This window comes from Pseudomonas sp. RC10-4-2, from assembly GCF_050433085.1.
Taxonomy (GTDB): domain Bacteria; phylum Pseudomonadota; class Gammaproteobacteria; order Pseudomonadales; family Pseudomonadaceae; genus Pseudomonas; species Pseudomonas aeruginosa.
In genome coordinates this window covers 338,782-352,561 of the sequence record NZ_JBNPXX010000002.1, presented here as the reverse complement: position 1 = coordinate 352,561, position 13,780 = coordinate 338,782, and the positions used below count along the sequence as shown (strand labels likewise).

16 protein-coding genes are annotated in these 13,780 nt (G+C 66.8%); 13 read left to right on the top strand and 3 right to left on the bottom strand.

From position 1 onward, the window contains the following. Window positions 1-63: 63 nt before the first annotated feature. The 3 genes from phaZ (at window position 64) to FHW81_RS09635 (ending at window position 3,580) form a co-directional block, all read left to right on the top strand. Window positions 64-921 (top strand): poly(3-hydroxyalkanoate) depolymerase, encoded by an 858-nt coding sequence (gene phaZ / locus FHW81_RS09645; protein ID WP_009877202.1) that lies wholly within the window; start codon window positions 64-66, stop codon window positions 919-921. Between the two features lie 303 nt (window positions 922-1,224). Continuing rightward, on the top strand, window positions 1,225-2,907 hold the full coding sequence (gene phaC, locus FHW81_RS09640; RefSeq protein WP_003103289.1) for a class II poly(R)-hydroxyalkanoic acid synthase: 1,683 nt from the start codon (window positions 1,225-1,227) through the stop codon (window positions 2,905-2,907). 55 nt (window positions 2,908-2,962) lie between these two features. After that, entirely contained in the window at window positions 2,963-3,580 is a 618-nt protein-coding gene (locus FHW81_RS09635; protein ID WP_003103292.1) for a TetR/AcrR family transcriptional regulator, read from the top strand. A 43-nt stretch (window positions 3,581-3,623) separates the two neighbouring features. Here FHW81_RS09635 and FHW81_RS09630 read toward each other — a convergent pair whose 3' ends face one another. The 3 genes from FHW81_RS09630 to FHW81_RS09620 all read right to left on the bottom strand — a co-directional run bounded on the left by FHW81_RS09630 (window position 3,624) and on the right by FHW81_RS09620 (window position 5,399). Beyond that, entirely contained in the window at window positions 3,624-4,553 is a 930-nt protein-coding gene (locus FHW81_RS09630; protein WP_003146415.1) for a phasin family protein, read from the bottom strand. A gap of 10 nt (window positions 4,554-4,563) precedes the next feature. After that, window positions 4,564-4,980, bottom strand: a complete 417-nt coding sequence (locus FHW81_RS09625) for a phasin family protein (protein ID WP_003103463.1) — start codon at window positions 4,978-4,980, stop codon at window positions 4,564-4,566. Between the two features lie 143 nt (window positions 4,981-5,123). Then, entirely contained in the window at window positions 5,124-5,399 is a 276-nt protein-coding gene (locus tag FHW81_RS09620; protein WP_003095874.1) for a polyhydroxyalkanoic acid system family protein, read from the bottom strand. Window positions 5,400-5,534: 135 nt separating this feature from the next. Between FHW81_RS09620 and ubiE the strand changes: the two genes are divergently transcribed. The 10 genes from ubiE (at window position 5,535) to FHW81_RS09570 (ending at window position 13,764) form a co-directional block, all read left to right on the top strand. Then, the gene (gene ubiE / locus FHW81_RS09615; RefSeq protein ID WP_003103462.1) at window positions 5,535-6,305 is read left to right on the top strand and encodes a bifunctional demethylmenaquinone methyltransferase/2-methoxy-6-polyprenyl-1,4-benzoquinol methylase UbiE; all 771 of its coding nucleotides are present in this window, start codon (window positions 5,535-5,537) and stop codon (window positions 6,303-6,305) included. Window positions 6,306-6,319: 14 nt separating this feature from the next. Further along, on the top strand, window positions 6,320-6,946 hold the full coding sequence (locus tag FHW81_RS09610; RefSeq protein ID WP_003103460.1) for a ubiquinone biosynthesis accessory factor UbiJ: 627 nt from the start codon (window positions 6,320-6,322) through the stop codon (window positions 6,944-6,946). Then, complete coding sequence (ubiB, locus tag FHW81_RS09605) at window positions 6,943-8,544, top strand: ubiquinone biosynthesis regulatory protein kinase UbiB (protein ID WP_003095885.1); 1,602 nt, start codon at window positions 6,943-6,945, stop codon at window positions 8,542-8,544. Before FHW81_RS09610 ends, ubiB begins: the two co-directional genes overlap by 4 nt. 115 nt (window positions 8,545-8,659) lie before the next feature. Then, a complete protein-coding gene (gene hisI / locus FHW81_RS09600; RefSeq protein ID WP_003095888.1) occupies window positions 8,660-9,064 on the top strand; it encodes a phosphoribosyl-AMP cyclohydrolase in 405 nt (134 codons plus the stop codon). Beyond that, window positions 9,057-9,392, top strand: coding sequence for a phosphoribosyl-ATP diphosphatase (locus FHW81_RS09595; protein ID WP_003103458.1), 336 nt, complete (start codon window positions 9,057-9,059; stop codon window positions 9,390-9,392). The genes hisI and FHW81_RS09595 overlap by 8 nt, the downstream gene beginning before the upstream one ends. A gap of 25 nt (window positions 9,393-9,417) precedes the next feature. Then, a complete protein-coding gene (locus tag FHW81_RS09590) occupies window positions 9,418-9,666 on the top strand; it encodes a twin-arginine translocase TatA/TatE family subunit (protein WP_003095893.1) in 249 nt (82 codons plus the stop codon). A gap of 13 nt (window positions 9,667-9,679) precedes the next feature. Beyond that, window positions 9,680-10,105, top strand: a complete 426-nt coding sequence (tatB, locus tag FHW81_RS09585) for a Sec-independent protein translocase protein TatB (protein ID WP_003115042.1) — start codon at window positions 9,680-9,682, stop codon at window positions 10,103-10,105. Further along, on the top strand, window positions 10,102-10,905 hold the full coding sequence (tatC, locus tag FHW81_RS09580) for a twin-arginine translocase subunit TatC (protein ID WP_106120543.1): 804 nt from the start codon (window positions 10,102-10,104) through the stop codon (window positions 10,903-10,905). Before tatB ends, tatC begins: the two co-directional genes overlap by 4 nt. Beyond that, window positions 10,902-11,609: a 16S rRNA (uracil(1498)-N(3))-methyltransferase gene (locus FHW81_RS09575; protein ID WP_003095898.1), complete on the top strand. Its 708-nt coding sequence runs from the start codon at window positions 10,902-10,904 to the stop codon at window positions 11,607-11,609. Before tatC ends, FHW81_RS09575 begins: the two co-directional genes overlap by 4 nt. Window positions 11,610-11,820: 211 nt before the next feature. Continuing rightward, on the top strand, window positions 11,821-13,764 hold the full coding sequence (locus tag FHW81_RS09570; RefSeq protein WP_023119870.1) for a methyl-accepting chemotaxis protein: 1,944 nt from the start codon (window positions 11,821-11,823) through the stop codon (window positions 13,762-13,764). Window positions 13,765-13,780 lie beyond the last annotated feature (16 nt).

The following is a 13,780-nucleotide window of genomic DNA, read 5'->3' as shown; positions in this document are numbered from 1 at the left end:
GCGCGGAAGCCGGCCAGGCCCCGTATCGCCGAGCCCGCGGCCGCGCCGCCGAGGACCCCGAGCATGCCCCAGCCCTTCGTCTTCCGGACCATCGACCTCGACGGCCAGACCATCCGCACCGCAGTGCGGCCGGGCAAGGAAGGAAGCACTCCGCTGCTGATCTTCAACGGCATAGGCGCCAACCTGGAACTGGTGTTCCCCTTCGTCCAGGCGCTCGACCCGGAACTGGAGGTGATCGCCTTCGACGTTCCCGGCGTCGGCGGTTCCTCGACGCCCAGCGTGCCCTACCGCTTTCCCGGCCTGGCCAAGCTGGCGGCGCGGATGCTCGACTACCTGGACTACGGCCAGGTCAACGCGATCGGCGTGTCCTGGGGCGGCGCGCTGGCCCAGCAGTTCGCCCACGACTATCCGGAACGCTGCAAGAAGCTGATCCTCGCCGCCACTTCGGCTGGCGCGGTGATGGTGCCAGGCAAGCCGAAGGTACTGATGCGCATGGCCAGCCCGCGGCGCTACATCCAGCCCTCCTATGGCGTACACATCGCCCCGGACATCTACGGCGGGGCCTTCCGCCGCGACCCCAAGCTGGCCATGGCGCATGCCAGCAAGGTGCGTTCGTCGGGCAAGCTGGGCTACTACTGGCAACTGTTCGCCGGGCTCGGCTGGACCAGCATCCACTGGCTGCATAGGATCCGCCAGCCGACCCTGGTGCTGGCCGGCGACGACGACCCGATCATCCCGCTGATCAACATGCGTGTGCTGGCCTGGCGCATTCCCAACGCCGAACTGCACGTGATCGACGACGGCCACCTGTTCCTGGTGACCCGCGCCGAATCGGTGGCGCCGATCATCATGAAGTTCCTCGCCGAGGAGCGCCGTCGCGCCATCATGCACCCTCGTCCGTTCCTGCCCAAGACCGGCTGAACTGCTGCACGGGCAACACCAGGGCAGCAGACACTGCTTCGTCATGGTGCAGGTGCATAGTCAATGTTCCGCAACGGCGCATGGCGCCTGGCTTCGCCGCGACAGCGCAAGCTCTGCGACGCCCCTCCCGGCGTTGTGGTACAGCGCTTGCTGCCCCACTGTCGGGCGGCATCCTCCCTGTTCAGGCAGGTGTGCGGTTCTGCCCCGGGTGAAACGGAATTCACAGGCTATAACTGAGTATTCCGAGCCAGGGGACGATCGCCCGTGGCATCCAGACTGTGGTCCTACGACGGAGTGTGGTCCATGCGAGAAAAGCAGGAATCGGGTAGCGTGCCGGTGCCCGCCGAGTTCATGAGTGCACAGAGCGCCATCGTCGGCCTGCGCGGCAAGGACCTGCTGACGACGGTCCGCAGCCTGGCTGTCCACGGCCTGCGCCAGCCGCTGCACAGTGCGCGGCACCTGGTCGCCTTCGGAGGCCAGTTGGGCAAGGTGCTGCTGGGCGACACCCTGCACCAGCCGAACCCACAGGACGCCCGCTTCCAGGATCCATCCTGGCGCCTCAATCCCTTCTACCGGCGCACCCTGCAGGCCTACCTGGCGTGGCAGAAGCAACTGCTCGCCTGGATCGACGAAAGCAACCTGGACTGCGACGATCGCGCCCGCGCCCGCTTCCTCGTCGCCTTGCTCTCCGACGCCGTGGCACCCAGCAACAGCCTGATCAATCCACTGGCGGTAAAGGAACTGTTCAATACCGGCGGGATCAGCCTGCTCAATGGCGTCCGCCACCTGCTCGAAGACCTGGTGCACAACGGCGGCATGCCCAGCCAGGTGAACAAGACCGCCTTCGAGATCGGTCGCAACCTCGCCACCACGCAAGGCGCGGTGGTGTTCCGCAACGAGGTGCTGGAGCTGATCCAGTACAAGCCGCTGGGCGAGCGCCAGTACGCCAAGCCCCTGCTGATCGTGCCGCCGCAGATCAACAAGTACTACATCTTCGACCTGTCGCCGGAAAAGAGCTTCGTCCAGTACGCCCTGAAGAACAACCTGCAGGTCTTCGTCATCAGTTGGCGCAACCCCGACGCCCAGCACCGCGAATGGGGCCTGAGCACCTATGTCGAGGCCCTCGACCAGGCCATCGAGGTCAGCCGCGAGATCACCGGCAGCCGCAGCGTGAACCTGGCCGGCGCCTGCGCCGGCGGGCTCACCGTGGCCGCCTTGCTCGGCCACCTGCAGGTGCGCCGGCAACTGCGCAAGGTCAGTAGCGTCACCTACCTGGTCAGCCTGCTCGACAGCCAGATGGAAAGCCCGGCGATGCTCTTCGCCGACGAGCAGACCCTGGAGAGCAGCAAGCGCCGCTCCTACCAGCATGGCGTGCTGGACGGGCGCGACATGGCCAAGGTGTTCGCCTGGATGCGCCCCAACGACCTGATCTGGAACTACTGGGTCAACAACTACCTGCTCGGCAGGCAGCCGCCGGCGTTCGACATCCTCTACTGGAACAACGACAACACGCGGCTGCCCGCGGCGTTCCACGGCGAACTGCTCGACCTGTTCAAGCACAACCCGCTGACCCGCCCGGGCGCGCTGGAGGTCAGCGGGACCGCGGTGGACCTGGGCAAGGTGGCGATCGACAGCTTCCACGTCGCCGGCATCACCGACCACATCACGCCCTGGGACGCGGTCTATCGCTCGGCCCTCCTGCTGGGCGGCCAGCGCCGCTTCATCCTGTCCAACAGCGGGCACATCCAGAGCATCCTCAACCCTCCCGGAAACCCCAAGGCCTGCTACTTCGAGAACGACAAGCTGAGCAGCGATCCACGCGCCTGGTACTACGACGCCAAGCGCGAAGAGGGCAGCTGGTGGCCGGTCTGGCTGGGCTGGCTGCAGGAGCGCTCGGGCGAGCTGGGCAACCCTGACTTCAACCTTGGCAGCGCCGCGCATCCGCCCCTCGAAGCGGCCCCGGGCACCTACGTGCATATACGCTGAAAGATCCGGCCCGGGCGCCTGGAGCCGGGCACCTCCATCCCCAGAAGAAGTCCGGATGAAGACACGCGACCGAATCCTCGAATGCTCGCTGTTGCTGTTCAACGAACAGGGCGAGCCCAACGTCTCGACACTGGAGATCGCCAACGAACTGGGCATCAGCCCGGGCAATCTCTACTACCACTTCCATGGCAAGGAACCGCTGGTGATGGCGCTGTTCGAGCGGTTCCAGGCCGAGTTGGCGCCGCTGCTCGATCCGCCCGAGGAGGTGCGCCTGGGCGCGGAGGACTACTGGCTGTTCCTGCACCTGATCGTCGAGCGCCTCGCCCACTACCGCTTCCTGTTCCAGGACCTGTCCAACCTGACCGGGCGCCTGCCACGGCTGGCTCGCGGCATCCGTACCTGGCTCGGCGCGCTGAAGCGGACCCTGGCCACCCTGCTGGCCCGCCTCAAGGCCGACCGGCAGTTGCGCAGCGACGCGCCGGCACTCGGGCAACTGGTCGAACAGATCACCCTGACCCTGCTGTTCTCCCTGGATTACCAGCGGGTACTGGGCAGCAAGGGCGAGGTGCGCACGGTGGTCTACCAGATCATGATGCTGGTCGCCCCGCATCTGCGCAGCGAGGCCCAACGCTCGGCGGAAAGCCTGGCGCAGCGCTACCTGGGACCGGAATGAAAAACGCCCGGCGAGTGCCGGGCGTGTGCCTTGCCGCCAGGACTCAGCCCTGGCTGCTCGGCGTCGCCGGAGCGTTCGCTGCCGGAGCGCTGGCAGCCGGTGTGGCGGCGGGGGCAGCGGGCGCGCTCGAAGACGCGGCGGGAGCGGCCGGTTTCGCCGCGGCGGGCTTGGCTGCCGGCTTCTTCGCCGCAGGCTTTTTCGCAGCCGGCTTGGCGGCAGGTTTCGCCGCGGGCTTGGCGGCGGTCGCAGCGGCCGGCTTGGCTGCCGGCTTCGCGGCAGGCTTGGCTGCGGCAGGTTTCGCAGCAGGCTTCGCCGCGGCCTTGGCTGCCGGCTTGGTCGCCGGTTTCGCTGCGGCCTTCGCAGTCGGTTTGGCGGCGGGCTTGGCTGCCGGCTTGGCGGCCGCGGTTTTCGCCGCGGTTTTTTTCGCCGCGGGTTTCGCCGCAGGCTTGGCGGCGGCCTTGGCTGCCGGTTTAGCTGCCGGCTTGGCCGCTGCGGTTTTCGCCGCGGGCTTGGCAGCCGGTTTCGCCGCAGGCTTGGCCGCTGCCTTCGCCGCCGGCTTGACGCTGACGCCGGTGAGTTTCTCGATCTGCTTGGTCAGCGTATCGACCTTGCTGTGCAGCTCCTTCACCTCGTTGCGGCTCGGCACGCCGAGACGCGAGATGGCGCTGTTCAGGCGCTTGTCGAAAGCTTCCTCGAGCTCGCTCCACTTGCCGAGCGCACGGTCCCGAACCTCGTCGACCTTGCTCTTCGCAGAGCGGGCGGAAGCCTTCGCCGCACCGACCTGCGCGTCCACATCGGACTTCGCTTCTTTTTCAGCCTTCTCGCCGTCTTTCACCAAGGTCTCGAACAGCTTGCTGCCGTCCTTGCTGACCTTCGAGTAGGCCCCCAGACCAGCCAGCCAGATCTGCCGCGAGTATTTCTCGATCTCGCCGATCCAACTGGACTCTTTTTCGCTCTTCTTCTTGCCAGCCATCCTGCTCTCCTTATTGGGTTCTCGCGACACGCTCGAGCACTGCGCTCAGCTCATCCAGCTTAGCAGAGAGTGCTTCGACATCGTTCCGGGAAGGTATGCCTATCCGGTTCAACGTGCTAGCGACACGGCTGTCGAATGCCTGCTCGATCCTGTCGAGCTGGTCTTCGACTTTTCCCTTCACCGAAGAGAGGCCGGTCTTGACACTGTCATTGGCCGAATCGACCTGACTTGTGACCAGCGATTTGCCTTTTTTCTCCAGGGCTTCGCCAGCTTTCACCAATTCCTTGAAGTAGTCGCTGCCTTCGGTGCCCAGGCGGGAATACGCACCCAGGCCGGCAAGCCAGATCTGGCGGGCATAGTGGCGGATCTCGGAGACCAGGGAAGTGGATTCGGAAACGGTCTTTTTCTTCAGGGCAATCTTGGCCATGGGGCACCTCACGCTCGTTGGGTTGAAGAAACCGCAGGCGCCGCCGGAACGCTGGCAGCGTGAGAGCAAGGTATCGGGGAAAATTAGAAACCGCATACTAAGCGGAAGATGGGCGCCGCCAGGACGGCGAACGCCCGGCGGGATCAGGCCAGCGCCTTGTCCAGCGCCTTCTCGATCTCGCCCTTGAGCAGGCCGCTCATGGCCGACAGCATCAGGCCGAGCTTGACGTCCACCGCGACCTTGTCCGCCCCCACCGCGATCCTGCCGTCGACGCCACTGCGTTTGAAGGTCAGCTCGTCGCCCTGCCATTCGCACTGCACGCCGTGCTCCTTCGCCAGACGTTCGGCCAGTTTCTCCGCCTTGGCCCGTGCGGCGTCCAGCCCCAGGCTGTGCGGACGTTCGATGTGGATACGCGACATGGATCGACTCCTGATTGCAGATCGGAAAACTATACGCGGCCAGACAAAACACCGCACCCGCGCCGTCGGACGGCGGCACAGCACTTTCCCCACATCCTGTTAGAATGCCCGGCATTCTTTCCAGGTGAGAACGTCATGAACGATCCCCGCAAAGGCGCCGACGCCGAACCCACCACCCACTTCGGCTACCAGAACGTTCCGGAAAGCCAGAAGGCGAAGAAGGTCGCCGAGGTATTTCACTCGGTGGCAGCCAAGTACGACCTGATGAACGACCTGATGTCCGGTGGCATCCATCGCCTGTGGAAGCGCTTCACCATCGAGCTGTCCGGCGTGCGCAGCGGGAACCGCGTGCTCGACATCGCCGGCGGCACCGGCGACCTGACCCGGCAGTTCTCGCGCCTGGTCGGCCCGACCGGCGAGGTGGTGCTGGCCGACATCAACGCCTCGATGCTCAAGGTCGGCCGCGACAAGCTGCTCGACAAGGGCGTCTCCGGCAACGTCAGCTTCGTCCAGGCGGACGCCGAGAAGCTGCCCTTCCCGGACAACCACTTCGACTGCGTGACCATCGCCTTCGGCCTGCGCAACGTCACCCACAAGGACGAAGCGATCCGCTCCATGCTGCGCGTGCTCAAGCCCGGTGGCCGCCTGCTGGTGCTGGAGTTCTCCAAGCCGAGCAGCAACCTGCTGTCCAAGGCCTACGACGCCTATTCGTTCAGCCTGCTGCCGCTGATGGGCAAGCTGGTCACCAACGACTCCGAGAGCTATCGCTACCTGGCCGAGTCGATCCGCATGCACCCCGACCAGGAAACCCTGAAGGCGATGATGGTGGAAGCCGGCTTCGACCGCGTGACCTACCACAACATGACCGGCGGCATCGTCGCCCTGCACCGCGGTATCAAGCCTTAACCGAGGGCGCGCCGATGAGCTCGCTGCTGATCCAGGCCGTGCTGGCCGCCGCCGAAACCGGCATCAATCGCGTCCTGCGCCTCGACGGGACAGCGCTGCCGCGCCTGCGCAGGCTTTCCGCCAAGGTCATCGAGGTCGACTGCCTGAGCCCGCCGCTGCGGATCTTCATCCTGCCCGCCGGCGACGGCCTGCACTTCGCCGCGCAGCATGAGGCGGAGGTCGACTGCACCCTGCGTGCGCCGGCCGGCAACCTCCTGCACCTGGCCCTGGCGCGCGACAAGACCCGCGTCCTGCACAGCCCGGAAGTCAGCATGGACGGCGACAGCGCGGCCCTGCTGGAACTGGCCGGCATCCTGCAGAGCCTGGAGCTGGACTGGGAGTACGAACTGTCGCGCTGGCTCGGCCCGCTCGCCACCCAGGTGCTCGGCAGCGGCCTGCGCGACGCTTCGCGCTGGAGCGCGCAGAGCCTGCACAGCCTGCGCCTGAACCTGGCCGACTACCTTGCCGAGGAAAGCCGTACGCTGGTCGGCCAGCACGAAGCCGAAGCACGCTTCGCCGAACTGGACCAGCTGAAGCTGGCCCTCGATCGTCTCGACGCGCGCGTCGGACGCCTCAGCCAAAAGACCAAGCCCGACGCATGAAGCTCCTCGCTGTCCGCCGCCTCCTGCGCATCCAGCGCGTCGTCATCCGCTACCGCCTGGACGACCTGATCCTCGAACTGCCGATGCTGCCCTGGTGGCTGCGCCTGCTCGGTGCCACCCTGCCCTGGCGCTGGCTGCCGCGGCGCAAGCTGGAACTGACCCGCGGCGCGCGCCTGCGCCTGGCACTGCAGGACCTCGGACCGATCTTCATCAAGTTCGGCCAGATTCTCTCCACCCGCCGCGACCTGCTGCCCGACGACATCGCCAACGAACTGGCCTGGCTGCAGGACAAGGTGCCGCCCTTCCCGCCGGAGCTGGCGGTCAAGCGCATCGAGGAACAGCTGGGCGCGAAGATCGAACAGGTCTTCGCCCGCTTCGAACGCGAACCGCTGGCCTCCGCCTCGGTGGCCCAGGTCCACGCCGCGCGCCTGAAGAGCGGCGAGGAAGTGGTGGTGAAGGTGATCCGGCCGAACCTGGAACCGGTGATCCGCTCCGACATCGCCTGGCTGTTCATCCTCGCCCGCCTCGCCGAGCGGGTCTCCAGCGAGGCGCGGCGCCTGCACCCGGTGGAAGTGGTCAGCGACTACGAGAAGACCATCGTCGACGAACTCGACCTGCTCCGCGAGGCGGCCAACGCCTCGCAGCTGCGACGCAACTTCGAAGGCTCGCCGCTGCTCTACGTGCCACAGGTCTACTGGGACTGGTGCCGGCCCAAGGTGCTGGTGATGGAGCGCATCTACGGCATCCCGGTGACCGACCTGGAAACCCTGCGCGACCAGCGCACCGACTTCAAGGCACTGGCCGAGCGCGGCGTGGAGATCTTCTTCACCCAGGTGTTCCGCGACAGCTTTTTCCATGCCGACATGCACCCCGGCAACATCTTCGTCAGCACCCGCGCGCCCTGGAGCCCGCAATACATCGCGGTGGACTGCGGCATCGTCGGCAGCCTGACCGACGAGGACCAGGACTACCTGGCGCGCAACCTGATCGCCTTCTTCAAGCGCGACTACCGCAAGGTCGCCCAACTGCATATCGACTCCGGCTGGGTACCGGCGGAAACCAAGGTCAACGACTTCGAGGCGGCGATCCGCACCGTCTGCGAACCGATCTTCGAGAAGCCGCTGAAGGACATCTCCTTCGGCCAGGTCCTGCTGCGCCTGTTCCAGACCGCGCGTCGTTTCAACATGGAGATCCAGCCGCAACTGGTGCTGCTGCAGAAGACCCTGCTGAACATCGAAGGCCTCGGCCGCCAGCTCTACCCGGAACTCGACCTGTGGGCCACCGCCCAGCCGTTCCTGGAGCGCTGGATGCGCGAACGGGTCAGCCCGAAGCAGTTGCTGCGCAATTTCCAGCAACAGGTCGAGCAGGTGCCGCACCTATCGCAAATGGCCCGCGACACCCTCGAACGCCTGTCACAACCGCACGCCCACAATGCGCCGCCGCCGGAGTGGAAAGGTTCCCGCCACGACTGGCTCGGGCGCCTGGTGGGCGCGGTGCTGCTGGTCGGCGCCGCCGAGGTCGGCCTGGGCCAGCAGCTGGAAGCCTGGCCGGCGTGGGTGATGCTGGCCGGCGGGGTGTTCCTGATCCTGCGCCGCTAGCGCCGCGCACGGCCACTAGGCCCGCGCCGATAGCCAGTCGCGCTCCCGGCTGGCACACTACTCCCATTTCCGCCGGAAACGCGCGCAACGTACCGGCAACGAACGTGGAAAGACCATGAAAGACTGGCTGGATGAGATTCACTGGAACGCCGACGGCCTGGTCCCGGCGATCGCCCAGGATCACGAGACCGGGCGCGTGCTGATGATGGCCTGGATGAACCGCGAGGCGCTGGCCCTGACCGCCAGCGAGAACCGTGCAATCTATTGGTCGCGTTCGCGTGGCAAGCTGTGGCGCAAGGGCGAGGAGTCCGGGCACGTGCAGAAGCTGCACGAACTGCGTCTGGACTGCGACGCCGACGTGGTCATCCTGATGGTCGAGCAGGTCGGCGGGATCGCCTGCCATACCGGCCGGGAAAGCTGTTTCTACCGCGTCTTCGAGAACGGCGCCTGGAAGACCGTCGATCCGGTGCTGAAGGACCCGGACGCTATCTACGAACACGCAGGACACCACCATGAGTGACACCCTGACCCGCCTGGCGGCGGTGCTCGAGGAGCGCAAGAACGCCGCGCCCGACAGCTCCTATGTGGCCAGTCTGTACCACAAGGGCCTGAACAAGATCCTGGAGAAGGTCGGCGAGGAGTCGGTGGAAACCATCATCGCCGCCAAGGATGCCGCGGCCAGCGGCGACTGCCAGGACCTGATCTACGAAACCGCCGACCTCTGGTTCCACTCGCTGGTGATGCTCTCGGCCCTCGGCCAGCATCCGCAAGCCGTGCTGGACGAACTGGAGCGCCGCTTCGGCCTTTCCGGCCACGCCGAGAAAGCCGCCCGCCAACCATCGGCCTGAACCTACACATTGCGAGGAATACGACATGGGCATTTTTGACTGGAAACACTGGATCGTCATCCTGATCGTCGTGGTACTGGTGTTCGGCACCAAGCGCCTGAAGAACCTCGGTTCCGACGTCGGCGAAGCGATCAAGGGCTTCCGCAAGGCGGTGAACACCGAGGAAGACGACAAGAAGGACCAGCCCGCCGCCCAGCCGGCCCAACCGCTGAACCAGCCGCACACCATCGACGCCCAGGCGCAGAAGGTCGAAGAGCCGGCGCGCAAGGACTGACGGGTAGCCATCGATGTTCGGAATCAGCTTCAGCGAACTGTTGCTGGTCGGGTTGGTCGCCCTGCTGGTGCTCGGCCCCGAGCGCCTGCCGGGCGCCGCACGTACCGCCGGCCTGTGGATCGGCCGCCTGAAGCGCAGTTTCAATACCATCAAGCAGGAAGTGGAACGGGAAATCGGCGCGGACGAGATCCGCCGGCAACTGCACAACGAGCACATCCTCTCGATGGAGCGCGAAGCGCAGAAGCTGCTGGCCCCGCTGACCGGTCAGAATCCCCCGCAGGAAACCCCGCCGCCGGCGGCCGAGAGCCCGGCGCCGAGCGTACCCACGCCGCCGCCGACCAGCACGCCTGCGGTTCCGCCCGCGGACGCCGCGGCACCGCCGGCAGTCGCTGCCTCCACTCCCCCTTCGCCACCGTCCGAGACGCCGCGTAATCCATGAGCGCCGATAAACCCGAGCAGCCCGAGCACGACCAGGAAATGCCCCTGGTCTCGCACCTGACCGAACTGCGTACGCGCCTGCTGCGCAGCGTGGCGGCGATCTTCCTGATCTTCGCCGGCCTGTTCTACTTCTCGCAGAAGATCTACACCCTGGTCTCCGAGCCGTTGCGCCGCTTCCTTCCGGAAGGCACCAGCATGATCGCCACCGACGTCGCCTCGCCGTTCCTCGCGCCGTTCAAGCTGACCATGGTGGTGGCGCTGTTCCTCGCCATGCCGGTGATCCTCGCGCAGGTCTGGGGCTTCATCGCGCCCGGCCTGTACAAGCACGAGAAACGCGTGGCGCTGCCGCTGCTGGTGTCCAGCATCATCCTGTTCTACGCCGGGATGGCCTTCGCCTACTTCCTGGTGTTCCCGATGATCTTCCACTTCTTCGCCAGCGTGACGCCCGAGGGCGTGGCGATGATGACGGACATCAACAGCTACCTGGACTTCGTCCTGACTCTGTTCTTCGCCTTCGGCGTCGCCTTCGAGATCCCGGTGGCCACGGTGCTGCTGATCTGGATCGGAGTGGTCGACGTCGAGTACCTGAAGAAGATCCGCCCGTACGTGATCATCGGCTGTTTCGTGGTCGGCATGGTCCTGACCCCGCCGGACATCTTCTCCCAGACCATGCTCGCGGTGCCGATGTGGCTGCTGTTCGAGATCGGCCTGCTGTTCGGCCGCCTGGTACGCAAGCGCGGCGAGCATCCGGACGACCAATCGGCCAGCGACGGCGACCAGCCTCCGGCCACCCGCCAGTGAACCTGCTGCTCCTCGACGACGCCGACTTCGTGTCGGCGGATCGTGCGGTCCTGCACGATCGCCGCCTCAAGCACCTGCACGAAGTGCACCGCGCCGAGAACGGCGACACCCTGCGGGTCGGCCGCCTCGGCGGCTGGATGGGCGAAGGTCGCCTGCTGAAGCTCGACGCCAGCGAGGCGACCCTGGAAGTGCGCTTCGACCAGCCGCCGCCGGCCAAGCTGCCGATCACCCTGCTGCTGGCCTTGCCGCGACCGAAGATGCTCCGCCGGGTGTTGCAGACCATCGCCGCGATGGGCGTACCGAAGCTGGTGCTGCTGAACAGCTACCGCGTGGAAAAGAGCTTCTGGCAGACCCCGTTCCTCGACCCGGCGGCGATCCGCGAGAACCTGGTCCTCGGCCTAGAGCAGGCCCGCGATACGGTGCTGCCGGAAATCATCGTCGAGAAGCGCTTCAAACCCTTCGTCGAAGACCGCCTGCCGGCCCTGGCCGCCGGCAGCCTCGGCCTGGTCGGCCATCCCGGTCCCTGGCCGGCCTGTCCGCGCGCGGTGGAGAAGCCGGTGACCCTGGCGATCGGCCCGGAAGGCGGCTGGATTCCCTACGAGGTCGACAAGCTGCGCGAAGCCGGACTGCATCCGGTGCAGCTCGGCGAACGCATCCTGCGCGTGGAAACCGCGGTCAGCGCCCTGCTTGCGCGGTTGTTCTGAAAAAACTCCGGTAAAAGACTGAAGGTTTTCCCCGCCCGGCCGACATCCTCTGTCGCGCAGGGCTCCGCACGACAACCATAAGACCTCGCCCGCCGGCCACGTACCGGCCCTCCGCGCCCGCACGCCGGACGCGACGACGCTGAGCCATTACCTGTTCCGCCACGCCATGGGGCTGCCAACCCAGGGTGTCGCACTGCCTGGAGTAATGACGATGTACGATTGGTGGGTTCTCCAACTGGCCAAGCTGAGCGTCAGCCGCAAGCTGATGGTCGGTTTCGGTGTCCTCCTCGCGCTGCTTCTGCTGGTGGTGATCAGCAGCAACCGCACCCTCACGCACCAGACCGCCCTCAGCGAGCAGCTCGCCGAAGTCGCCAGCCTGATGGAACAGACCCAGCAAGCCGAACAAGGCCGCCTGGCATTCGAAGCCGGCAGCGACCCGCGCCAGGCCGAGCAGGTCCGCCAGACCCTGGCCGGGATGCTCCAGCGCCTGCAGGCGCTGCGCGACAGCGAGCTCGACCCGGCCGCCCTGGCCCACCAGACCGAAGCCATCGAAGCCTACCGCAAGGCTTTCGACGACCTCGCCGCAGCCGATCAGCAACGCAGCGCCGCCCGTGGTGTGCTGGTGGGCACTGCACAGCAGGCGCTGGACAGCTTCGCCCGCCTCGAGGAACTGATGGACGCCAGCCTCGCGCAGCAGGCCGGCGACCCGCAGGCGTTGCAACGTAGCCGTGCGGTGGCCGACCTGCACCAACAGTTGCTCATGGTGCGTTACCAGGTGCGCGGCTACGTCTTCGAACGCAGCGACAAGGCCGAGCAGGCCGCGTTCGCCGCGTTCGACGCCCTCCGCCAGGCCGCCACGGCGCTGCGTGGCCAGTTGCCCGGCGAGGCCGATGCGGCGCTGGAACAGGCCATGGGTAGCCTCCAGGGCTATCGTGGCGGGATCGAGCAGTTCCGTGCCGGCGTCATCCGCACGCGCCAGGCGCAGCAAGCGATGCAAAGCAGCACCCAGGATATGGCCCGGGCCGGCCGGACCCTCACCGAAGCCGGTCGCCAATTGCGCGAGAGCACCGCCAGCCGCGACCGCGCCAGCCTCTGGCTGATCGCCGCGCTGGCCCTGGCCTTCGGCTGCGTCGCCGGCTGGGCGATCAACCGGCAGATCGTCCGGCCGCTGGACGAAGCCCTCGCGCAGGCCGAGGCCATCGCCGCCGGCGACCTCGGCAAGCGTCCGCAGAATCCCCTGACCCTCCAGCGCCGCGACGAACTGGGCCAGTTGCAGCGAGTCATGCAGCGCATGGGCGACAGCCTGCGCGAGCTGGTCGGGCGGATCGGCGACGGCGTCAGCCAGTTGGCCAGCTCCGCCGAGGAACTCTCGGCGGTCACCGAGCAGACCCGCGCCGGGGTCAACAGCCAGAAAGTGGAGACCGACCAGGTCGCCACCGCCATGCACGAGATGGCCGCCACCGTGCAGGACGTCGCGCGCAACGCCGAACTGGCTTCCCAGGCCGCTCGCCAGGCCGACGAAGAGGCGCGCCAGGGCGACGCGGTGGTCGACCAGGCGGTGACCCGCATCGAGCGCCTGGCTAGCGAAATGGACGTTTCCAGCGAAGCCATGGCGCGCCTGAAGAACGAGAGCGAGCAGATCGGCAGCGTCCTCGACGTGATCAAGTCGGTGGCCGAGCAAACCAACCTGCTGGCGCTCAACGCAGCCATCGAAGCGGCACGCGCCGGCGACGCCGGACGCGGCTTCGCGGTGGTCGCCGACGAGGTCCGCGGCCTGGCCCAGCGCACCCAGCAGTCCACCGCCGAGATCGAGGGCCTGATCCAGCGTCTCCAGCAGGGCGCCGGCGAAGCCGCCGAACGCCTGGAGAACAGCCGCTCGCTGACCGCCAGCACGGTGGAACTGGCGCGCCGCGCGGGCGCCGCGCTGGACAGCATCACCCGCACCGTCTCCGACATCCAGAACATGAACCTGCAGATCGCCACTGCCGCGGAGCAACAGAGCACGGTGGCCGAGGAGATCAACCGCAGCGTCCTCAGCGTACGCGACGTCGCCGAGCAGTCGGCCGCCGCCAGCGAGCAGACCGCCGCCTCCAGCGGCGAGCTGGCGCGCCTGGGCACGCAGTTGCAGGCACAGGTGGGACGCTTCCGCCTGTAACATCCCGAGAGGATCC

What these genes read in the sequence shown, in the direction of transcription:
- phaZ (WP_009877202.1), top strand. Translation starts at nt 64, where the DNA reads ATGCCCCAGCCCTTCGTCTTCCGGACCATCGACCTCGACGGCCAGACC.
- phaC (WP_003103289.1), top strand. Translation starts at nt 1,225, where the DNA reads ATGCGAGAAAAGCAGGAATCGGGTAGCGTGCCGGTGCCCGCCGAGTTC.
- FHW81_RS09635 (WP_003103292.1), top strand. Translation starts at nt 2,963, where the DNA reads ATGAAGACACGCGACCGAATCCTCGAATGCTCGCTGTTGCTGTTCAAC.
- FHW81_RS09630 (WP_003146415.1), bottom strand. Translation starts at nt 4,553, where the DNA reads ATGGCTGGCAAGAAGAAGAGCGAAAAAGAGTCCAGTTGGATCGGCGAG.
- FHW81_RS09625 (WP_003103463.1), bottom strand. Translation starts at nt 4,980, where the DNA reads ATGGCCAAGATTGCCCTGAAGAAAAAGACCGTTTCCGAATCCACTTCC.
- FHW81_RS09620 (WP_003095874.1), bottom strand. Translation starts at nt 5,399, where the DNA reads ATGTCGCGTATCCACATCGAACGTCCGCACAGCCTGGGGCTGGACGCC.
- ubiE (WP_003103462.1), top strand. Translation starts at nt 5,535, where the DNA reads ATGAACGATCCCCGCAAAGGCGCCGACGCCGAACCCACCACCCACTTC.
- FHW81_RS09610 (WP_003103460.1), top strand. Translation starts at nt 6,320, where the DNA reads ATGAGCTCGCTGCTGATCCAGGCCGTGCTGGCCGCCGCCGAAACCGGC.
- ubiB (WP_003095885.1), top strand. Translation starts at nt 6,943, where the DNA reads ATGAAGCTCCTCGCTGTCCGCCGCCTCCTGCGCATCCAGCGCGTCGTC.
- hisI (WP_003095888.1), top strand. Translation starts at nt 8,660, where the DNA reads ATGAAAGACTGGCTGGATGAGATTCACTGGAACGCCGACGGCCTGGTC.
- FHW81_RS09595 (WP_003103458.1), top strand. Translation starts at nt 9,057, where the DNA reads ATGAGTGACACCCTGACCCGCCTGGCGGCGGTGCTCGAGGAGCGCAAG.
- FHW81_RS09590 (WP_003095893.1), top strand. Translation starts at nt 9,418, where the DNA reads ATGGGCATTTTTGACTGGAAACACTGGATCGTCATCCTGATCGTCGTG.
- tatB (WP_003115042.1), top strand. Translation starts at nt 9,680, where the DNA reads ATGTTCGGAATCAGCTTCAGCGAACTGTTGCTGGTCGGGTTGGTCGCC.
- tatC (WP_106120543.1), top strand. Translation starts at nt 10,102, where the DNA reads ATGAGCGCCGATAAACCCGAGCAGCCCGAGCACGACCAGGAAATGCCC.
- FHW81_RS09570 (WP_023119870.1), top strand. Translation starts at nt 11,821, where the DNA reads ATGTACGATTGGTGGGTTCTCCAACTGGCCAAGCTGAGCGTCAGCCGC.